This is a genomic window from Aeromonas sp. SrichE-2G (genome assembly GCF_017939565.1).
Lineage (GTDB): Bacteria > Pseudomonadota > Gammaproteobacteria > Enterobacterales > Aeromonadaceae > Aeromonas > Aeromonas taiwanensis.
In genome coordinates this window covers 144,030-164,724 of sequence record NZ_JAGKRG010000053.1, presented here as the reverse complement: position 1 = coordinate 164,724, position 20,695 = coordinate 144,030, and the positions used below count along the sequence as shown (strand labels likewise).

18 protein-coding genes and 9 tRNA genes are annotated in these 20,695 nt (G+C 61.3%); 18 read left to right on the top strand and 9 right to left on the bottom strand.

The annotated features are described in order from the left end of the window. The first annotated feature begins 11 nt into the window (after nt 1-11). Nucleotides 12-227, top strand: coding sequence for a DUF1107 family protein (locus tag J9885_RS17180; protein WP_210550168.1), 216 nt, complete (start codon nt 12-14; stop codon nt 225-227). Between the two features lie 700 nt (nt 228-927). Here J9885_RS17180 and ung read toward each other — a convergent pair. After that, nucleotides 928-1,614, bottom strand: a complete 687-nt coding sequence (ung, locus tag J9885_RS17175; RefSeq protein ID WP_210550167.1) for a uracil-DNA glycosylase — start codon at nt 1,612-1,614, stop codon at nt 928-930. 637 nt (nt 1,615-2,251) lie between these two features. On the opposite strand from ung, the gene grcA reads away from it, so the two are divergent. Next, entirely contained in the window at nt 2,252-2,632 is a 381-nt protein-coding gene (grcA, locus tag J9885_RS17170; RefSeq protein ID WP_043762063.1) for an autonomous glycyl radical cofactor GrcA, read from the top strand. 83 nt (nt 2,633-2,715) lie between these two features. Here grcA and J9885_RS17165 read toward each other — a convergent pair whose 3' ends face one another. The 7 genes from J9885_RS17165 to hemA form a co-directional block, all read right to left on the bottom strand. Beyond that, entirely contained in the window at nt 2,716-3,999 is a 1,284-nt protein-coding gene (locus tag J9885_RS17165) for a dicarboxylate/amino acid:cation symporter (protein ID WP_043762064.1), read from the bottom strand. 290 nt (nt 4,000-4,289) lie between these two features. Then, nucleotides 4,290-5,144 carry a 3-deoxy-8-phosphooctulonate synthase gene (gene kdsA / locus J9885_RS17160; RefSeq protein WP_043762065.1) on the bottom strand — a complete coding sequence of 285 codons (855 nt, stop codon included), beginning with the start codon at nt 5,142-5,144 and terminating at the stop codon, nt 4,290-4,292. 97 nt (nt 5,145-5,241) lie between these two features. After that, nucleotides 5,242-6,042: a tetratricopeptide repeat protein gene (locus tag J9885_RS17155; RefSeq protein ID WP_210550166.1), complete on the bottom strand. Its 801-nt coding sequence runs from the start codon at nt 6,040-6,042 to the stop codon at nt 5,242-5,244. A gap of 11 nt (nt 6,043-6,053) precedes the next feature. Continuing rightward, on the bottom strand, nt 6,054-6,437 hold the full coding sequence (locus tag J9885_RS17150) for a SirB2 family protein (RefSeq protein ID WP_134696349.1): 384 nt from the start codon (nt 6,435-6,437) through the stop codon (nt 6,054-6,056). A 43-nt stretch (nt 6,438-6,480) separates the two neighbouring features. Beyond that, nucleotides 6,481-7,314, bottom strand: coding sequence for a peptide chain release factor N(5)-glutamine methyltransferase (gene prmC, locus J9885_RS17145; protein ID WP_210550165.1), 834 nt, complete (start codon nt 7,312-7,314; stop codon nt 6,481-6,483). Continuing rightward, complete coding sequence (prfA, locus tag J9885_RS17140) at nt 7,314-8,402, bottom strand: peptide chain release factor 1 (protein ID WP_043762070.1); 1,089 nt, start codon at nt 8,400-8,402, stop codon at nt 7,314-7,316. Before prfA ends, prmC begins: the two co-directional genes overlap by 1 nt. 51 nt (nt 8,403-8,453) lie before the next feature. Next, a complete protein-coding gene (gene hemA / locus J9885_RS17135) occupies nt 8,454-9,713 on the bottom strand; it encodes a glutamyl-tRNA reductase (protein ID WP_210550164.1) in 1,260 nt (419 codons plus the stop codon). 125 nt (nt 9,714-9,838) lie between these two features. On the opposite strand from hemA, the gene lolB reads away from it, so the two are divergent. From lolB to J9885_RS17065, 14 genes are all read left to right on the top strand, one after another. Continuing rightward, complete coding sequence (gene lolB / locus J9885_RS17130; RefSeq protein ID WP_210550163.1) at nt 9,839-10,417, top strand: lipoprotein insertase outer membrane protein LolB; 579 nt, start codon at nt 9,839-9,841, stop codon at nt 10,415-10,417. Continuing rightward, nucleotides 10,417-11,316 carry a 4-(cytidine 5'-diphospho)-2-C-methyl-D-erythritol kinase gene (gene ispE / locus J9885_RS17125; RefSeq protein ID WP_246876999.1) on the top strand — a complete coding sequence of 300 codons (900 nt, stop codon included), beginning with the start codon at nt 10,417-10,419 and terminating at the stop codon, nt 11,314-11,316. Before lolB ends, ispE begins: the two co-directional genes overlap by 1 nt. After that, nucleotides 11,296-11,370, top strand: a tRNA-Gln gene (locus J9885_RS17120). Before ispE ends, J9885_RS17120 begins: the two co-directional genes overlap by 21 nt. 185 nt (nt 11,371-11,555) lie before the next feature. Next, on the top strand, nt 11,556-12,503 hold the full coding sequence (locus J9885_RS17115) for a ribose-phosphate pyrophosphokinase (protein WP_010673845.1): 948 nt from the start codon (nt 11,556-11,558) through the stop codon (nt 12,501-12,503). 361 nt (nt 12,504-12,864) lie between these two features. Then, nucleotides 12,865-13,461, top strand: a complete 597-nt coding sequence (gene pth, locus J9885_RS17110) for an aminoacyl-tRNA hydrolase (RefSeq protein ID WP_210550162.1) — start codon at nt 12,865-12,867, stop codon at nt 13,459-13,461. Between the two features lie 91 nt (nt 13,462-13,552). Further along, complete coding sequence (gene ychF / locus J9885_RS17105; protein WP_043762075.1) at nt 13,553-14,644, top strand: redox-regulated ATPase YchF; 1,092 nt, start codon at nt 13,553-13,555, stop codon at nt 14,642-14,644. A gap of 1,495 nt (nt 14,645-16,139) precedes the next feature. Continuing rightward, nucleotides 16,140-16,216 (top strand) — tRNA-Met (locus J9885_RS17100). Between the two features lie 8 nt (nt 16,217-16,224). After that, nucleotides 16,225-16,299, top strand: a tRNA-Gln gene (locus J9885_RS17095). 41 nt (nt 16,300-16,340) lie between these two features. Next, a tRNA-Gln gene (locus J9885_RS17090) sits at nt 16,341-16,415 on the top strand. Nucleotides 16,416-16,456: 41 nt separating this feature from the next. After that, nucleotides 16,457-16,531 (top strand) — tRNA-Gln (locus tag J9885_RS17085). A gap of 38 nt (nt 16,532-16,569) precedes the next feature. Continuing rightward, nucleotides 16,570-16,646 (top strand) — tRNA-Met (locus J9885_RS17080). A gap of 44 nt (nt 16,647-16,690) precedes the next feature. After that, nucleotides 16,691-16,765: transfer RNA gene (locus J9885_RS17075), tRNA-Gln, on the top strand. Between the two features lie 36 nt (nt 16,766-16,801). Continuing rightward, nucleotides 16,802-16,878: transfer RNA gene (locus J9885_RS17070), tRNA-Met, on the top strand. A gap of 8 nt (nt 16,879-16,886) precedes the next feature. Beyond that, nucleotides 16,887-16,970, top strand: a tRNA-Leu gene (locus J9885_RS17065). 178 nt (nt 16,971-17,148) lie between these two features. Here J9885_RS17065 and J9885_RS17060 read toward each other — a convergent pair. After that, entirely contained in the window at nt 17,149-18,981 is a 1,833-nt protein-coding gene (locus tag J9885_RS17060) for an SLC13 family permease (RefSeq protein WP_210550161.1), read from the bottom strand. Nucleotides 18,982-19,247: 266 nt separating this feature from the next. Between J9885_RS17060 and pnuC the strand changes: the two genes are divergently transcribed. After that, a complete protein-coding gene (pnuC, locus tag J9885_RS17055) occupies nt 19,248-19,970 on the top strand; it encodes a nicotinamide riboside transporter PnuC (protein ID WP_210550160.1) in 723 nt (240 codons plus the stop codon). Beyond that, nucleotides 19,967-20,692 carry a nucleoside phosphorylase gene (locus J9885_RS17050; RefSeq protein WP_210550159.1) on the top strand — a complete coding sequence of 242 codons (726 nt, stop codon included), beginning with the start codon at nt 19,967-19,969 and terminating at the stop codon, nt 20,690-20,692. Before pnuC ends, J9885_RS17050 begins: the two co-directional genes overlap by 4 nt. The last annotated feature ends 3 nt before the right edge of the window (nt 20,693-20,695 follow it).

Sequence of the window (20,695 nt, the reverse complement as noted above, 5' to 3'; positions counted from 1 at the left end):
GGTCTCTGGTCATGAAAGTGTTCAAGCAGTTGTCTCCCCGTCGAATTGCCCGCTATATCAAGAGCTTCCATCATGGAAGCTTCATGGTAGAGGCGCTGGGACGGTTCGAGTTTCAGGGGGGCGTCATCGATGTGACAGGGCTGAGCTGTCGTCAGGCCCTGCGTCTGGCCCGGCAGATCAACCTGGCCGTGCGCGACCTGCGCACCACCACCCTGCTGCCGGGCTGACATACTCCTTTCTGTCTGTAGTCTGCTTCCATGCTCTTAGTTGCCCGCCGCTCACCGGAGCGTGCGGGCTTTTTTATGGCGCGGCCCCAGTTATGTGTTGAAAGCCATTGAGTACGGTCACCATCCTGAGTGGCCTACATCATAGATATCCAAGCCTTCCAGCATTTCCTTACCCCGTTCCCACAACACTCGGTGCGACAACGGCATATCACCCTGCATGAATTGCAACAACCCAGTCACCCTCCCATGAAAGTCCTGCGAGCGGATTACCCTGCCTGCCCCTATTGCCATGCACATACAGACTCGAACAACCCCACAAAAGATCTACAGGAACACGACCCTCCTGTATCGCCATCGCTTTCTGCGCGCCATGGCAGAGCACCGGGCGGACCATGAAGGTTGGATTGTGGACGTAGATGAGGACCTCTTTCTGGCGTCCTTCAAAGGCGAACCAGTCTGGTCACGTCCCGCCATACAGCGGAGCGGTAAAGGACGAATCTGAGAAACGGGACGGAATGACATCCCGGTGGTCATGGTTGCAAGACAGGGGCTGCTATCTGGCCTGAAGCATTACCTGATTCGACGCAGGATGTTGGAGCGTCATGGAAGGATAAGGATAATGAGCATCAGACTGTACTTGCATGAGGCACCAGGGCGCCTCATGCAACAGGTATGGAGACATAGCCGTACACAAAGAGTGTCAGGCCGGCTCGGGGCTGTCGCGGCAGACCGAGAGCCAGTCGATGGGGCTCATCCCCTGCTGGGTCAGCAGGCGGTTTGCCTCGGAGAAGTGACCGCAGCCGATGAAGCCGCGATGGGCGGAGAGCGGGCTGGGATGGGGAGCACTCAGCACATGGTGGCGCGACCTGTCGATAAAGCGGCCCTTCTTCTGGGCGTGGGCCCCCCACAGCAGGAACACGACCCCCTCGCGGCTCGCGTTGATCTGCTCGATGACCCTGTCGGTGAAGGTCTCCCAACCCAGGTGGGCGTGGGAGTGGGCCATGCCCGCCTGCACCGTCAGCACCGTATTGAGCAGCAGCACCCCCTGCCTGGCCCAGGACTCCAGAAAACCGTGATCCGGTGTGACAAAACCGGGCAGATCCCGCTGCATCTCCTTGTAGATGTTGACCAGGGAAGGAGGCGTGCGCACGCCGGGCAGCACGGAGAAGCAGAGGCCGTGAGCCTGATCCGGGCCGTGATAGGGATCCTGCCCCAGGATCACCACCTTGACCTCGTCCAGCTCGGTCAGCTTGAAGGCGTTGAAGACCTCGGTCGCCGGCGGATAGATCACCTTGCCAGCCTCCCGCTCGGCCCTGACCGTCGCCAGGGTCGTCTTGAAGTACTCCTGCTCTTTCTCCGAGCCAATCACATCTTTCCAGGTCAGCACGCCCGTCTCCTCTCTTCACAAATCACACCGACAACCCAGGCTGGCGCACCAGCCTCCCCTGCTCCGACGCCACCTTTCTGTCCAGGCCGGCGCCGCGTCACCCCGGTCAACGAAGCAAGGGGCTCAGGATAGGGGCCCGGGCGGCAAGACGCAACCGCAGCCCGGCCAGGGCTGCCCGCCATGGGTGCGGCTCGCGCAGCCTGCTTTCAGTGTATGAAGACGAGCATTCGACCAAGGGGGATAGCCCGGGAGACGGCTCCCTCCTGCCACGGGCAGGGGGGGAGTTCATGCCTTCCCCCTCCCCCTCAGCCATCCCGTGACATGAAAAAAGGACCAAAGGTGTAGTTAATTTACTAGATATGAATATTAAAAAATGCATAATTTATATATCTTACGAAATCGCAAAAATGATCTCTTTTTGATTAAACTCAATAAATTAATATCTTGCTGCGCCGAAAAAACGCGCATTTATTGATTTGGATCAATTTTCGTATTATTACCATCATGATATATATGACCCCAACGAAGTAAAGGTGTAAGGCAAGGCCCCGTTAAATCATCCCGTCATCCAGGTGGTTTAAAAACATCAGGGTAATGTGCTTACCGTTGAATCCGCTTTCCTATGAGGAGTCATACCATGATCAAGGGCATCCAAATCACCCAGTCCGCCAATACCGCACTGCTGAACTCTTTCTGGCTGCTGGACGAAGAGAAGCAGCAAGCTCGTTGCATCTGCGCCAAGGGCGACAGCTTCGCCGCCGATCAGGAAGTCAACCTGGCTGATCTCGGCCAGTTCGAATACCGTGAACTGCCGGTCCAGAGCGAGCCGGTGGTCGAAGGGGGTCAGCACCTGAACGTCAACGTGCTGCGCCGCGAGACCCTGGAAGACGCCATCGCCAACCCGGAGAAGTACCCGCAGCTGACCATCCGCGTCTCCGGCTACGCCGTGCGCTTCAATGCACTGACTCCGGAACAGCAGCGTGACGTGGTCACCCGTACCTTCACCCAGAGCCTGTAAGTCACTCTGCGCAAGAAACGAATGAAAAAAACGGCCCGCGCGGGCCGTTTTTTTATGGGTAACCCTCATGATCAAAGGGCGATTCAGCCCCGCAGATCCACCGGCTTGGCCGCCACGGGTTTCGCCAGGGCCTCCTGCATCTTCTCCTCATCAAGCTGATCGCAATAGCGGGCCACCACCAGGGTCGCGACGCCGTTGCCGATGAGGTTGGTCAGGGCGCGGGCCTCCGACATGAAGCGATCGATCCCGAGGATCAGCGCCAGCCCCGCCAGCGGCAGGTGTCCCACCGCCGAGATGGTGGCCGCCAGCACGATGAAGCCGCTCCCGGTCACCCCGGCCGCCCCCTTGGAGGAGATGAGCAGCACCACCAGCAGGGTGAGTTGGTGGAACAAGTCCAGCGGGGTATTGGTTGCCTGGGCGATGAAGACGGCGGCCATGGTCAGGTAGATGGAAGTCCCGTCCAGGTTGAAAGAGTAACCAGTCGGGATCACCAGACCCACCACCGACTTCTTGCAGCCGAGCGCCTCCATCTTCACCAGCATGCGCGGCAAGACGGATTCGGAGGAGGAGGTTCCCAGCACGATCAACAACTCTTCACGGATGTAGGAAATAAAGCGAACAATGCTGAAACCATTGGCCTTGGCGATGCTGCCGAGCACCAGGAAAATAAACAGCAGGCAGGTCAGATAGAAGCTTGCGATTAATTGCCCCAGCTGCACCAGGGAGCCGATGCCATATTTTCCTATGGTGAAGGCCATGGCACCAAATGCCCCGATCGGTGCCAATTTCATGATCATGTTGATGATCCCGAAAATAACATGGGAGAAGCCATCAATGATATTGAAGATGGTTTTTCCCTTCTCCCCGATATGATGCAGGGAGAAGCCGAACAGGACAGCAAATAACAGCACCTGGAGGATATTGCCACCGGCGAAGGCCCCGATCACGCTAGCCGGGATCACGTCCAGCAGGAAGGCGACGATGCCCTGTGACTGGGCCTGATCCGCATAGACCGAGATGGCGCTGGCGTCGAGCGAAGAGGGGTCCACGTTCATGCCGGCCCCGGGCTGCAGCAGGTTGACCACGCACAGGCCGATGATGAGGGCCAGGGTGCTCACCACCTCGAAATAGATCAGCGCGATGGCCCCAGTCTTGCCCACCGCCTTCATGCTCTCCATGCCGGCGATCCCCGTCACCACGGTGCAGAAAATAACGGGGGCGATGATCATCTTGATTAATTTCACGAAGCCATCACCGAGGGGTTTCATATCGGCGCCCAGGCTTGGATAAAAATGCCCCAGCAATATGCCGATGGTGATTGCCAATATCACCTGAAAGTAGAGGCTGCTGACTATTTTCTTATGCATGCTCAACGTCCTGTTAATTAATTGACTCGGGTGATGGCAAAAAATGCATGCAGCGATCCGCGGCGAGATAGTTGGCTATCCCACCCGCTTCATACCTTTCACCATCCAGACGGTCGCTACTCTTGCACGTCAAAAAGGGCAATTAAGAGACATCAATCACACAACATATTTAACATCATTAACACCACGGAAACATGGGTGTTATATGACAACAACAAGTGCCATTCGAATATTCAATATAAAAAAATGCCCCGCATGGCGGGGCATTGTTGTCCGGGAAAGCGGAGGGATCAGACGGAGGTGTCGAGGGGCTCGAAGCCCTTGACCAGATCGTCGATGGCTTTCATCTGCTTGAGGAAGCCTTCCAGCTTCTCCAGCGGCAGGGCGCTCGGGCCGTCGCAACGGGCCACCTTGGGATCAGGGTGGGATTCGATAAACAGACCCGCCAGGCCCACCGCCATGCCGGCACGGGCCAGCTCGGCCACCTGCTCGCGGCGACCGCCAGAGGCGGCGCCCATGGGGTCACGGCACTGCAGGGAGTGGGTCACATCGAAGATGACGGGGTAGCCGCCCGTGCTCTTCTTCATGACGCCCAGGCCCAGCATGTCGACCACCAGGTTGTCATAACCGAAGTTGACGCCGCGCTCGCACAGGATCAATCGATCGTTGCCGCACTCCTCGAACTTGTCGGTGATGTTCTTCATCTGGCTCGGGCTCAGGAACTGCGGCTTCTTGATGTTGATGACGTTGCCGGTGCGGGCCATGGCCTCCACCAGGTCGGTCTGGCGCGCCAGGAAGGCGGGCAGCTGGATGACGTCCACCACTTCCGCGACCGCCTTGGCCTGGTGCGGTTCATGAAGATCGGAGATGACCGGCATGCCGAAGGTTGCCTTGAGCTCCTGGAAGATCTTCATCCCCTCTTCCAGACCCGGGCCGCGGTAGGAGTGGATGGAGGAGCGGTTGGCCTTGTCCCAGCTCGCCTTGAACACGAACGGGATGCCCAGCCGGCTGGTCACTTCCACGTACTTCTCGCACACCGCCATGGCCATGTCGCGGGATTCCAGCACGTTCATGCCACCAAACAGCACGAAGGGCTTGTCGTTGGCGACGTCGATGCCATTGACCTTGATATTCTTCTGTTCCATCTCAGGCTTCCTCAGTGAAGGGACTTGGAGTTCGAATCCAAGCTAAGCCGCTGTGCCTGGGCACGTCGACCTTGATACGTTTCATCTCGCCCCTTCCTCAATGGAGGGGCTTGGGGGTCAGATCCAGCGTGGCCAGCTGGGTTTTCAGCACATCGGCCACAGGGTCATCCGGGCATTGCTCGATAAAATATTCGAAATCGTCGGCGGCGAAGCGCGGGCAGTCCAGCTGCTCATAGATGAAGCCCCGGTCCCGCGTCTCCAGCGGATCGCCGGGCTTCATGCGCAGCAGCAGTTCGCTGCAACGCAGCGCCTCTGTCATCCGTTCCTCCCGCAGCAGGGCGCCCTTGCTGACGTTGAGCAGGCGCTCGATGATCTCCCACTGGCCCGCAGGCTGCAAATGATCGTCGCTCAGGATGGCCAGGTTGCCGAGGGCACCGCGCAGCAGCAGCTCAATGCGGTGCCGGCTCAGTTCGTCACCGTTGAAGGGGTCCACATAGACCTCCCCGTCCAGACCGGCGAAGCTCAGCAGGAAGTGGCCGGGGAAGCAGATCCCCTCCACATCCAGGCCGATCTTGCGCCCCAGCTGGATGATGAGAATGCCAAGGCTCACCGGTATGCCCTTGCGTCTGGTCAGCACCTGGTTCAGGTCGCAATTGGCCGAAGAGAAGTAATCCTGCCAGTCGCCACGAAACCCCAGGGTCTGGTAGAACCCCTGCAACAGCTGACGGCGCACCTCGTCGCAGTCCCCCTCGGCAATCGCCTCGTCCAGCCAGGCGTCGAGGCGGGCCAGTTCGGCCTCCCCGCTCCCACCCTGCCCCCGGATCTCGTCGCTCACCGACAGCGCCAGCTCGGCGATGTCATGGGCTTCGAAATCGGTCCATTCGTCCACGCGTATCATCGTCGTCATCCCTAACCGAACAGGCTGGCCTGTTTCAGGACAGCAAGCTTGGCGATAAAGAAGATCCACCCCAGGGCCCCCAGGAAGGCAAACCAGCGAATGCCGTTGCTGCGTGCCAGGCGCAGGGCCATCATGGCCAGGAACACCACCACCAGCACCGAGGTCAGCTTCTCCGCGAGCCAGGGGATGGCGTTGTTCAAGGGATTGAGGCCCAGCAACATGCAGAGCAGCACGCCGGTGAGCACCACCAGGCCGTTGAGCCAGCCGCTCACCTTGAGAGTGCGGGCGCCCCCTGCCAGAGCGGAGCCGGTCTGCAACCAGTAAAAGCGCAGTATGAACATCAGCACGGCCCCGGCTATCAGGGCGAGGTGCAGATGCTTGAGAGCAACATACATAACAGTTCCTTGCACCAGGGCGGGAGCCTCCCGCCCGTCATCATCACCGAGCCAGCCGCCCCAGGGTCACTCGCTCGTTATCACCGTAATCGCGCACGGTTTCCACCTGGCCGTAGCCCTGCTGCAGCAGGAGTTGACGCACTGCGGCCCCCTGATCCCAGCCGTGCTCCAGCAGTAGCCAGCCACCGGGAACCAGGTGGGCAGGTGCGCCTGCCACGATAAGGCGGATATCCGCCAGTCCCTGCTCGTCCGCCACCAGAGCGGAGCGGGGCTCGAAGCGCACGTCCCCCTGATCGAGGTGCGGGTCCGCCCCGTCGATGTAGGGGGGGTTGGAGACGATCATCGCAAAGCGCGGGGCGCCCGAGAGCGGCTCGAACCAGCTGCCGTCCCGCACCGTGACGGGCAAGCCCAGCGCGGCGCTGTTGGCGCGGGCCAGGGCGGCGGCCTCCGGCATCCTGTCCACGGCCCATACATCGGCATCGGGTCGCTCGGACTTGAGCGCCAGCGCGATGGCGCCGGTACCTGTACCGAGATCCAGCAGGGCGCAAAGGCCGCTCGGCAGCCGCACCAGCGCTTGCTCCACCAGCACCTCGGTATCCGGGCGCGGGATCAGGGTCGCCGGGCTCACTTTCAGCGGCAGCGACCAGAACTCCCGCTCCCCGATGAGGTGAGCGATGGGCTCGCCGTTCAGACGGCGCGCCAGCCAGCCCTGCAGGGTCGCCTGCTGGGCCGCATCGAGCTCGCGCTCCGGCCAGGTCATCAGGTAGCTGCGCCGACACTCCAGCAGATGGCACAGCAGGGCATCGGCATCGGCGCGGGGGGACTCCCCGGAGGCCAACGTCGCCAAGATGTGGGCGCGGGCCTGCTGGATCTGCATCAGTTGCTCTCGGCCAGGGAGGCGAGCTGATCGGCCTGATACTCCTGCACCAGGGGGGTGATGACGCAGTCCAGATCCCCCTCCAGGATTTCGCCGAGGCGATACAGGGTGAGGTTGATGCGGTGCTCGGAGAGGCGCCCCTGGGGGTAGTTGTAGGTGCGGATACGCTCGGAGCGATCGCCGGAGCCCACCAGGTTGCGGCGGGTGCTCTGCTCGGCGGCGCGGTGGCGCTCATCCTCGGCCGCCTGCAGGCGGGCGGAGAGCACCGACATCGCCTTGGCGCGGTTCTTGTGCTGGGAGCGCTCGTCCTGGCACTCCACCACCAGGCCGGTGGGCAGGTGGGTGATGCGGATGGCGGAGTCGGTCTTGTTGACGTGCTGGCCGCCGGCCCCGGAGGCGCGGAAGGTGTCGATCTTCAGTTCGGAGGGGTTGATCTCGATCTGCTCGGCTTCCGGCACTTCCGGCAACACGGCGACGGTGCAGGCGGAGGTGTGGACCCGCCCCTGGGATTCGGTCTCCGGCACTCGCTGTACCCGGTGACCACCGGATTCAAACTTGAGACGGCCGTAGACATGCTCGCCATCCACCTTGGCGATCACCTCCTTGTAGCCGCCGTGCTCGCCGTCGTTGCAGCTGACGATGGAGACGCGCCACCCCTGGCGTTCGGCGTAGCGCGAATACATGCGGAACAGATCCCCCGCGAAGATGGCCGCCTCGTCGCCACCGGCGCCGGCGCGGATTTCCAGATAGCAGTTGTTGTCATCCTTGGGGTCGCGCGGCAGCAGCATCACCTGCAGCGCCTGCTCCTGGGCCTCGAACTCGGCCTTGGCCAGCGGCAACTCCTCCTGCGCCATCTCGCGCAGGTCGGCATCCTCCTCTTCCAGCATCAGCCGGGTGGTTTCGAGGTTCTCCTCCGCCTGACGGAAGCGCTGGAAGCCGTGAACGATGTCTTCCAGCTGGGCATATTCCCGGGTCAGGGCGCGGTATCTGTCCTGATCCGAGGCGACCCCGGGCTCCCCGAGCAGGGCCTGTACTTCTTCGTGGCGCTCGATGAGGCCTTCCAGCTTTCTGATCAATGACGGGTTCATAACTCTTGGATTCTCGATGGAGGACGGGACGGCCAGGGGGCCGCCCCAACACTATGACTCTTGTGACAACCCCAGCACCTGACGCAGCTGGGCCAGCTTGTGGGTATCCCCCTGGGCGGCGGCCTGGCGCAGGGCCTGGGTCGGTGCGTGGATCAATTTGTTGGTGAGGCGGTGCGCCAGTGCCTTGAGGGCCTGCTCGGCATGCTCGCCCTGTTGCAGGGCCAGCAGGGCGCGTTGCAGCTCTTCGTCGGCCACCTGCTGGGACTGGTGGCGATAATCGCGGATGAGATCCACCGAGTGCTGGCTGCGATACCAGCCCATGAAGTCGTCGCGCTCTTCCTGGACAATGAGCTCCGCCTCGGCGGCCGCCCGTTTGCGGGTCTCGAGGTTCTGCTCGATGATGCCCTGCAGATCGTCCACCGTGTAGAGGTAGGCGTCGGAGAGCTCGTCCACCTCGGCCTCGATGTCGCGAGGCACGGCGATGTCCACCAGGAACATGGGCCTGAAGCGGCGGGCCTTCAGCGCCCGCTCCACCATGCCCTTGCCGAGGATGGGCAAGGGGCTCGCGGTGGAGCTGATGACGATGTCCGCCTCGTGCAGGTAGTCCGGGATCTCCTCCAGGGTCATCACCTGGGCACCGAACTCCTCGGCCAGCAGCTGGGCCCGCTGCAGGGTGCGGTTCGCCACCATCATGCGGGTGACGTTCTGCTCGCGCAGATGACGGGCCACCAGTTCGATGGTCTCGCCGGCACCGACCAGCAGCACCTTGGTCTGGGAGAGATCGGAGAAGATGCGCCGGGCCAGGCTCACGGCGGCGAAGGCCACCGAGACCGCGCTGGCGCCGATCTCGGTGTCGGTCCGCACCCGTTTGGCCACCGAGAAGGACTTCTGGAACAACCGCTCCAGGGATCCCTTCACCGCTTCCGCCTGCTGGGCATGGGCGTAGGACTGCTTGATCTGCCCCAGGATCTGCGGCTCCCCCAGCACCAGGGAGTCGAGGCCGCAGGCGACCCGCATCAGGTGGCGCACCGCCTCCTCGTCCCTGTGCTGGTAGATGGCGGAGAGCACCTCGCTCGCCTCCAGTTCGTGGAAGCGTTGCAACCAGTTCAGGACCTGCTCCCCCTGCCCCTGCTCCAGGCTGCAGTAGAGCTCGGTGCGGTTGCAGGTGGAGACGATCACCGCCTCGCTGACGCCAGGCTGCTCCACCAGCTCACGCAGGGCGCGATCGATGCGGTCCGGGCCAAAGGCGACCCGCTCCCGCAAGGCGACACTGGCGGTGTTGTGGTTGATTCCGAGGGCAAGCAGACTCATGGATGGGTGATGATCGTTTCATGCACAGGGTGTAAAGGCCGACAATTGTACGAGAAAGGGTAAGTCTTTAAAAGCGATACGGCCGCCCCGTATACTGTGGCAAACCTTTTGTTCGGAGCACGACCTTGTTCTTGCGTATCTTCTCCCTCGCCTGCCTGCTGGTGCTGGCGGGCTGTACCACCACTCAACCCCAGCGGGATCAGGTCAACTGGCAGCAGGAGCGAGCCCGTCTCGAGCGCCTCACCCACTGGCAGCTGTCGGGCAAGATGGCCATCATCACCGCCCGGCAGAAGGGCAGCGCCCGCCTCAACTGGCAGCAAAACGGCGACGACTACCGCCTCAACCTCACCAGCCTCATCGGCACCCACATCCTGGAGCTCTCCCGCAACAAGGGGGAGGTGAGCCTGCTCGACAACGACGGCAAGCTGCACCAGAGCCAGGATGCCGAGGCGCTCGTCTACCAGCTCACCGGCTGGCACATCCCGGTGGCCGGGCTGCCGGAGTGGATCAAGGGGCTGCCGGGCAACGCCGAGTTCGAACTCAACCCCGACGCCAGCCTCGCCAGCGTGCGCGATGGCCAGTGGCAGATCGTCTATGGCGACTACCGGGATCAGGACGGTTACCGCCTGCCGCACCTGCTGACCATGACGGGTCAGGAGAGCCGCCTCAAGCTGCAGATCAACCAGTGGACGCTGGCACAGTGATGACCCAGGAGCACAGCACCATGATGAGCCCGGGCCAGATCCGCTGGCCTGCACCGGCCAAGCTCAACCTCTTCCTGCACGTCAACGGTCGCCGCCCCGACGGCTACCACGAGCTGCAGACCCTGTTCATCTTCCTCAATCACGGCGACTGGCTCGCGTTCGAGCCGATCCCGGCCAGCGACCAGCTCACCCTGAGCCCCGCGATCCCCGGCGTGCCCGATGAGCAGAACCTCATCATCCGCGCCGCCCGCCTGCTCCAGGCCAGGTTGCCAAGCCCCCAGGGGGCCCACATCCGGCTGGAGAAGGTGCTGCCCATGGGTGGCGGCATCGGCGGCGGCTCGTCCGATGCGGCCACCACCCTCGTGGCCTTGAACCACCTCTGGCAAGCCGGCTTGAGTGAAGACGAGCTGGCCGAACTCGGCGTGCAACTCGGCGCCGACGTGCCGGTGTTCGTGCGCGGCAAGGCCGCCTTTGCCGAGGGGGTGGGTGAACGATTGCAGCCGGTCGAGGTGCCTTCTGCCTGGTATCTGGTGCTCAAGCCAGACTGCCATGTCGCAACGGCGGCCGTGTTCCAGGATCCGGATCTGCCGAGAAATACCCCGAAAATGGCATTGCACAACCTGCTGGACGGAGAGTGGAAAAACGATTGCGAATTGCTGGTGAAAAAGCGCCACCCCGAGGTTGCCAATGCGCTCGGCTGGTTGCTAGAATACGCGCCGTCAAGAATGACGGGCACTGGCGCCTGCGTCTTTGCTCAATTTGAAGACGAAATGGCTGCTCGGAAGGTGTTGGCCAAAGTGCCGGAAGGCTGGGATGGGTTTGTCGCCAAGGGCGAGAACATATCACCACTCTTCGCCACTTTGCAACAAGTCAGTGATTGGGGTATCGCCAAGCGGTAAGGCAGCGGGTTTTGATCTCGCCATTCCTAGGTTCGAATCCTAGTACCCCAGCCAAACTGGCATGATGACGCATCAGAGGTGGACGCCCCCCTGTCCACCCACCCTGTAGGGGGTGATGCGGGGCCATTTTTCCTGTGCTGTGACCTTGTCCGTCATCTTGCTGAATCGTTTGCCCCCAAACGATCCGGGTCTGGAATCAGACTCCCCACATACTGGATGCAACCCCGAGGTTTCAAACCGTGCCTGACATGAAGCTGTTTGCTGGTAACGCAACGCCGGAACTAGCCCAGAAGATCGCAGATCGCCTGTTTATCAAACTCGGCAATGCTGCCGTAGGTCGCTTTAGCGACGGCGAGATCAGCGTACAGATCAACGAGAATGTACGCGGTGGCGATATCTTCATCATTCAATCCACCTGTGCCCCGACCAACGACAATTTGATGGAATTGATCGTCATGGTGGACGCACTGCGTCGTGCTTCAGCTGGCCGTATCACTGCCGTTATCCCCTACTTTGGTTATGCCCGTCAGGACCGCCGCGTCCGCTCCGCCCGTGTGCCCATCACCGCCAAGGTCGTCGCCGACTTCCTCTCCAGCGTGGGTGTGGACCGTGTGCTGACCGTTGACCTGCATGCCGAGCAGATCCAGGGCTTCTTCGACGTCCCCGTCGACAACGTGTTCGGCAGCCCTGTGCTGCTGGAAGACATGAAGGCCAAGAACCTCGAATCCCCCGTGGTCGTGTCGCCGGACATCGGCGGCGTGGTCCGTGCCCGTGCCATCGCCAAGCTGCTGGACGACACCGACATCGCCATCATCGACAAGCGTCGTCCCCGCCCGAACGTCTCCCAGGTCATGCACCTGATCGGCGACGTAGCCGGCCGTGACTGCGTCATCGTCGACGACATGATCGACACCGGTGGTACCCTGTGCAAGGCCGCCGAAGCGCTGAAAGAGCGCGGTGCCAAGCGCGTGTTCGCCTATGCGACCCACCCTGTCTTCTCCGGCACTGCCGTTGAAAACATCAAGAACTCCGTGATCGACGAGCTGATCATCACCGACTCCATCCCGCTCACCCCGGAGATGAAGGCAGTCGGCAAGGTCAAGCAGCTGACCCTCTCTTCCGTACTGGCAGAGGCCATCCGTCGTATCAGCAACGAAGAGTCCATCTCTGCCATGTTCGAGCATTGATAGACCCCGTTGTGACAAAAACCGCCGAACGGCGGTTTTTGTTTTTTTGGTCTCCTGCACACCGCAACCTCCCGGGATCCCCACCGACCTGAGCGGCCACACCTGCGCCCGCAAAGCTGACCCCGGCTTCCCACTTCACGCTTGATGCCACGGCGCTTGCGCTTCGCCCCCAGGCCGCCGGGCAGACACCAACATGTCGACGTGAAAAACCATCAGGGGCCAGCCCATGACCACAGGATCCCGGCTTTTCGCTGACCGTTGCCGCACTTTGGTTGAGTGATCGCCAGTCGGCGGCTAGAATATTGCGTCCCATTGCCCCGGGCCATCCGCTCATGGCAAGTAGCGAGTGAAGACATCAAGCGTGACAAGTCAAATCAAACTGATTGTCGGGCTGGGAAATCCCGGCCCCGAATATGCCAAGACCCGCCACAATGCGGGGGCCTGGTATGTGGAGCAGCTGGCCCGCTGGCACAATGTCAGCCTGCGCGAAGAGTCCAAGTTCTTCGGCCACACCGCCCGCATCCTGGTGGACGGGCAGGATGTACGCCTGCTCATCCCGAACACCTACATGAACCTCTCCGGCAAGGCCGTGGCAGCGCTCGCGCGTTTCTACCAGATAGCCCCTGAAGAGATCCTGGTGGCCCACGACGAGCTTGACCTGCCCCCCGGCATCGCCAAGTTCAAGCAGGGTGGCGGCCACGGTGGCCACAACGGCCTCAAGGACATCATCGCCAGGATGGGCAACAACAATAACTTTTTCCGGCTGCGTCTGGGGATAGGTCATCCCGGTGCCAAGGAGCTGGTCGCCGGCTTCGTGCTCACCAAGGCACCCAGCAGTGAACAGAGCCTGATCGAAGCCGCACTGGACGAGTCCCTGCGCGCCACCGACATCCTGTTCAAGCAGGACATGACCAAGGCCATGAACCGCCTGCACAGTTTCAAGGCCGAGAAAGTCTGAACACGGAGCCTGGCAAGACGCCAGGCGCGAACAACACGACGGGTCGCCCGCGCGGCCCTCAAACAGCATCCATCAAGTAAGGTAACAATCCATGGGTTTTAAATGCGGTATCGTGGGCCTGCCCAATGTAGGCAAATCCACCCTGTTCAATGCGCTGACCAAGGCCGGCATCGAAGCCGCCAACTTCCCGTTCTGCACCATTGAGCCGAACACGGGTGTGGTTCCCATGCCGGATCCTCGTCTCGACCAGCTGGCGGCCATCATCAATCCGCAGCGTGTCGTGCCGACCACCATGGAATTCGTGGACATCGCCGGCCTGGTCGCCGGAGCCTCCAAGGGCGAGGGCCTGGGCAACCAGTTCCTGGCCAACATCCGTGAGACCGAGGCCATCGGCCACGTGGTGCGCTGCTTTGAAGACGAGAACATCGTTCACGTCGCAGGCAAGGTCTCCCCGGCCGACGACATCGAGGTGATCAACACCGAGCTGGCCCTCTCCGACCTGGACGCCTGCGAGCGCGCCATCAACCGCCAGTCCAAGCGTGCCAAGGGCGGCGACAAGGATGCCAAGCTAGAAGTGGAAGTGCTGGAGAAGATCAAGGTGGCACTGGAAAACGGCCAGATGATCCGTGGCATGAAGCTGGACAAGGAGGAGCTGGACGCCGTTGCCCACCTCAACTTCCTGACCCTCAAGCCCACCATGTACATCGCCAACGTGGCGGAAGACGGCTTCGAGAACAACCCCTTCCTGGACAAGGTGCGTGAGATCGCCGCCGCCGAGAACGCCGTGGTAGTCGTGGTCTGCTGCGCCATCGAGGCGGACATCGCCGAGCTGGACGACGAAGATCGCGCCGAGTTCATGGCGGATCTGGGCATCGAAGAGCCGGGCCTGAACCGGGTGATCCGCTCCGGTTACGAGCTGCTGAACCTGCAAACCTACTTCACCGCCGGGGTGAAGGAAGTACGCGCCTGGACCATTCCGGTCGGCGCCACTGCCCCGCAGGCGGCAGGCAAGATCCACACCGACTTCGAGAAAGGCTTCATCCGCGCCCAGACCATCGCCTTCGACGACTTCATCACCTACAAGGGTGAGCAAGGCGCCAAGGAAGCGGGCAAGATGCGCGCCGAAGGGAAGGACTACATCGTCAAAGATGGCGACATCATGAACTTCCTGTTCAACGTGTAATCACCTGCGCCATCAAAGCGCATTGATGGCGGGGTTGCTCCCTGAGCTCGGCACCGTTCGAGCCAGGAAGCAACCCCGCTTGCTGTCAGGCTGCGACCATAGTCCCGCCCTCATCAGTCATCCCGGCCAGCCGGCCTTCCATCTCCCCCACCAATCACCATCCCCTGCAACGGCGCCCCTCTGTACGTCATCGGGATTGCTCACCCCCTTCTCTCAATGCCTTTTCTTGCTCCCATATTGCCGCTTCCAGCGCACAAGGCGAGATCGCCGCTTTGTGGCATGCGTGGGGCAGGAATCAATAAAACGAATGTCCACGAAACAGACGGATCCTGAAGAAAGCACTCTGGGTGATCTCTTCAGATATCGGGATGGGAGAGAGCGGGCTTTTCGCTGGGGAAGAGTATGCCGAGACGGGGAAGAACAACGGTGTAGGCCCCGGGGAAGCGAGCCAGGGCTGTACACTTATCTTGTTACAACAACGACTTCTCTCTGATCAACCTGTGGCGTGATAGCCACAAAGTAATTTCGACCCCCTCCTTTGCCATAAGGACTTCTCATCTCTTCCCAGGAAGCCCCCCCCGATGAAGTGGGATCATCGGGAATGGGCGAGGAGGAGCAGGCGGCGAGAAATAGCGGTGCTGCTATTAGCAAGGCAAGCTTTAACGTTTTCATATCAACGTCCTCTGTCCAGCCAATGGGCTGGACTTGCGAGTATCATTTTAGTTCAGTCGCTCGCACAGGACTCCTTATGGCCAAGGTCCACATTGACCCTCGCTGGCCTGCCAACCAAAATCTTTTTTGAATTCAATACGCAGGCGCTCTCAACTCATTATCAAAAGAGTTTCTACAAATAATTAACATTAAAACTACTGTACAAGACATTGCCTCCACTCATCCTCTCTTATCGAGGCCAGCACGCAGGAAGATGCCCACGCACTCACGAAGGCAAAGACAGCTGGCACGTTGCCTGCCCTCGAGCGCGTAGAGAAGATCGCGGTTTCAGCCAAAAACAGGGCGCCATCGTTGAAAACCACTGTCATCGCCAGCCAGAGAGGAGGTGGCAGGCCGGCTTGGCCCCTGAACAGGCGTTTTCCTCTCTTGTCGTCAAAGACCACCCCACCTAGCAGGTTTGGTGCCCACCTCTGGCTGGGCGGAATGCAGCGGCTCGAGTGACGGCGCGAAAAACAGGCAACAAATGAAAGCAACGGCATGATTTCGCTGATATTAACTCTCTTGTCCCGCCACGCCCTCATCCGGTTCCATGCTGCCGGGACCCTCTATTGGCCTGCCGCCCCCGGGTGACACTCACCCGAAAATGCCTCGGCAAGGGCTGAAAATGCGAGAATTGTTGGGCTTTTGTGCAGCACGGGCGAAGAAGTCGCCAAACACACCGCTTTTGCGTTTTTCTGGGGAAAAAAGGGTTGACGCCCCAGAGCCAGATACGCATAATTCCGGCCGCACAGTGATGAGGCAACGAAGCACTGGAAGCAAGGTTGGCTATGTAGCTCAGTTGGTTAGAGCATCGCACTCATAATGCGGGGGTCACAGGTTCGAATCCCGTCATAGCCACCATCTCTAGTTGGGGTATCGCCAAGCGGTAAGGCAGCGGGTTTTGATCTCGCCATCCCTAGGTTCGAATCCTAGTACCCCAGCCATTTTTTAAAGATGTTTGATAGTCTCTGTCAGGCATCCTTGTTGGGGCATCGCCAAGCGGTAAGGCAGCGGGTTTTGATCTCGCCATACCTAGGTTCGAATCCTAGTGCCCCAGCCATTTTTAAAAGATGTTTGATAGTCTCTGTCAGGCATCGCTGTTGGGGTATCGCCAAGCGGTAAGGCAGCGGGTTTTGATCTCGCCATCCCTAGGTTCGAATCCTAGTACCCCAGCCATTTTTCTGTTCTCTTCCACTCCGGTGGTTGATAGCAATGGCTATGTAGCTCAGTTGGTTAGAGCATCGCACTCATAATGCGGGGGTCACAGGTTCGAATCCCGTCATAGCCACCATTTAAAAAACGTTCCTTCAATCAAGTGATTGCAAAGAACACTGTTGGGGCATCGCCAAGCGGTAAGGCAGCGGGTTTTGATCTCGCCATACCTAGGTTCGAATCCTAGTGCCCCAGCCATTTTTGCTTGTATTCGACGAAAGTCGTGCACAAGACGGCTATGTAGCTCAGTTGGTTAGAGCATCGCACTCATAATGCGGGGGTCACAGGTTCGAATCCCGTCATAGCCACCATTATTCTTGCGGAAGTGGCGAAATTGGTAGACGCACCAGATTTAGGTTCTGGCGCCCTAGGCGTGAGAGTTCGAGTCTCTCCTTCCGCACCATCGAAAGCAGTACCAAACAGACCAGCCTAGGCTGGTTTTTTTGTATCCAGCGTTTGCCTCCCGATGTTTCTCTTCCCCCGTTTACACGCCAACATATTCCCTGAACCCCCTCCGATCCTGTCCCTGAGAGTCAGTCAACAAAAAGGCGACCCGCAGGCCGCCTTTCTCATCGATGCCGTCAGAACGGGAAGAACCAGGGGATGGCGATGACGCTCACCACCATCACCAGCGCCGTGAAGGGCACGCCGATGCGCACGAAATCCACGAACCTGTAGTTGCCGGGCCCGAGCACCAGGGTGTTGACCGGCGAGGAGACCGGCGTCATGAAGGCCGCCGAGGCGGCGATGGCGATCGTCATGGCAAAGGGATAGGGGGAGATGCCCATCTGCTGCGCCGTGCCTAGCGCAATGGGCGCCATCAGCACCGCCGTCGCCGTGTTGGAGATGAAGAGGCCGATGACGGCGCACAGCACAAACAGACTGGCCAGCATCACCCGCGGCCCCATCTCCCCCACCGCCGAGATCAGCGCGCCGACGATGAGATCCACCCCGCCGGTCTGCTGCAGCGCGAGCGCGAAGGGCAGCATGCCGACGATGAGGATCAGGGTCGGCCAGTGAATGGACTTGTAGGCGCTCTCCAGATCGATGCAGCGGAACTTGCCCATCATCAGGCAGGCGATGAGCGCCGCGATGACGTTGGGCACGGGGTCCGTCACCATCAGCACTATCATGACCCCGAGCGCGATCAGGGCGTGAATGGCCTGGCTGCGGGCCGGCGCCATCTCGTCCACCTCGGCGGGCAGGCCCAGCAACAGGAAGTCGCGATGATGGGTCTGCAGCTGGCGAATGAGGCTCCAGTTCCCCACCACCAGCAGGGTGTCCCCCATCTGCAGGGCGTCGTCCACCAGCTTGCCGGTCAGCGCCTCGCCAGCGCGACGGATCCCCACCACGTTGAGGCCGTAGTGGGAGCGAAACGCCACCTCGCGGATGCTCTTGCCGAGCAGACGGGAGCCGGGGATGAGCGACACCTCGGCCATGCCCACCTCCCGCGCCTGATCGGAGAAGTACTCCCCGCGCAGTATCATGGGTTCGAGCCGCGCCTCGCTGCAGAACTCCCGCACATCCACCTCGGGATCGGACATGTCGATGAGCAGCACGTCCTTGGCCTGAAACTCGGTGACGCCGGAGACGGTCACCATCACCCGGCGGAACTTGCGCCAGCGCTCCACCCCGATGACGTTGGCCCCGTAGCGCGCTCGCAGCTGCAGCTCGTCGAGGGTCTGGCCGATCAGGGGGGAGTCGGGCCGCAGTGCCAGGCGACGCGCTCGCCCGGCCAGCCGATAGTCGCGAATGAGATCGCGCATGGTGCTGCGCCCGCTCTGCTTGTGCTTCCCCTCCTCCTCGTCACGCACCAGGGAGGTGCGCATCAGCAGCATGTAGAGGATCCCCATCACCAGAATGATGACCCCCATGGGAGTGAAGCTGAAGAAGCCGAAGCCGTGAATGTCGTGGCGCATCAGCTCGCTGTTCACCACCATGTTGGGCGGCGTTGCCACCAGGGTCATCATGCCGCTGATGAGGCCGGCAAAACCCAGCGGCATCATCAGTCGCCCGGGCGGGATCCCCATCCGGTTCGCCACGCTCAGCACCACGGGGATGAAGATGGCCACCACGCCGGTAGAACTCATGACGGCGCCCAGGGTGGCCACCGCCACCATCAGCAACACCAGCATGCGGGTCTCGCTGCTGCCAGCCACCTTCACCAGCGCGTCCCCCACCTGATAGGCGATGCCGGTGCGCACCAGCCCCTCCCCCACCACGAACAGGGCGGCGATCAGGATGACGTTGGGATCACTGAAGCCTGCCAGGGCCTGCGGCAGGGTCAGGGTGCCGCTCACCACGAACAGTATGATGATCAGCAAGGCCACCACATCCATGCGTACCTTGTTGGTAATAAACAGGAAGATGGCGCCCACCAGCATGCTGAGCACCCAGATCAACTCGGAATTCACACTCGCTCCTTTCGTTCCTCGCCACCCCGAGCGCACCGGGGCGGATCCCATCAGACCACAGCCAGCTCATCCCCCTTTTGTGACATATCAATAAAGGGGCAGGGCATCATCGCATATCAGGGTGTCATCGGGGGCCTAAAGTTGCCCTTCTCTTTGCTCATTCTTTGAGATGGCTCGGCCCGGGGCGGACAAAAGTCCTGCAAACGCCCTCGCGTCACCCCTAGAATACGCCCGGTTCACGCCCCCAATTTTCAAAGGAATCGAAAATGAGCATATTCGAGTGGTTCAGCATCAATCACACCCTGGTGACCATCCCCCTGGGCGGTGGCTACGCCATGTCGTGGATCGAGGCCATCGGCACCCTGTTCGGGCTGGCCTGCATCTGGTGCGCCAGCCAGGAGAAGACCATCAACTACCTGTTCGGTCTCATCAACGTCAGCCTGTTCGCCATCATCTTCTTCCAGATCCAGCTCTACGGCCTGTTGCTGCTGCAGCTGTTCTTCTTCTGCGCCAACCTCTATGGCTGGTACGCCTGGACCCGTCCGGCCAACGCCCAGGGGGATATTCTGCAGATCCGCTGGCTCAGCAAGTCCAAACTCGTCGCCACCGCCGCCGTGAGCGTGCTGGCCATCGCCCTGCTGACCCTCTACATCGACCCGGTATTCGCCGCCCTGGCGCGCACTGCCGTCACCCTGCTCAACCTGTTTGGCGCCAATCTTGCCACGCCCGAGCCCTCCCCCGATGCCTTCCCCTTCTGGGATGCCAGCATGACGGTGCTCTCCGTGGTGGCCCAGATCCTGATGACCCGCAAGTACGTGGAGAACTGGATCCTCTGGGTGGTCATCAACATCATCAGCATCGGCGTCTATGCCGCCCAGGGGGTCTATGCCATGTCCCTGGAGTACCTGATCCTGCTGTTCATCGCCGCCAACGGCACTCGCCTGTGGATGGTCAGCGCCAAACGTCCGCAACAGGAAGTGATCGCATGAGCCTGCTGCCCCATCTGCAATGCCGCCCGGATCAGATCGCCGAGCGGGTGGTGCTGTGCGGCGACCCGGCCCGGGTCGACCGCATCGCCGGCCAGCTCGATGAGTGTGACGTGCTGGGCCAGCACCGGGAGTTTCGCCTCATCAACGGCCGCCATCAGGGGCTGCCCATTACGGTGTGCAGCACAGGCATCGGCGGCGCCTCCGCCGTCATCGCGCTGGAGGAGCTGGTCCAGGCGGGAGCCCGTATCCTCATCCGGGTCGGCTCCGCCGGCGCCCTGCAGCATGAGATCGCGCTGGGGGATCTTATCGTGGTGGAGGGGGCGGTGCGCAGCGAAGGCGCATCGCAGGCCTATTTGCCGCCTGAGTACCCCGCCTGCGCCGACATCCGCCTGCAGGCCGCCCTGCTCGCCCATCTCGCCGCCAGCGAGCATCCCCACTGGCACGGTCTGGTGCGCTCCCACGACAGCTTCTACCGGGATGACGAGCAGGCGGTGTGTCGTTACTGGCACCAGCGGGGGGTGCTGGGGGCAGACATGGAGACTGCCTCCCTGCTCGCCGTGGGGCGCCTGCGCAAGGTGCGGGTGGCCGCCGTGCTCTGCAACGTGGTGGCCTTCGAGCAGGATGTGCAAGAGGGGGTGAGCGACTACGCCGCCAGCGAAGCCGCCATGATGGTCGGCGAGCGGCTGGCCATCGCCGCCGCCCTCCACGCCCTGACGCAATAGCCG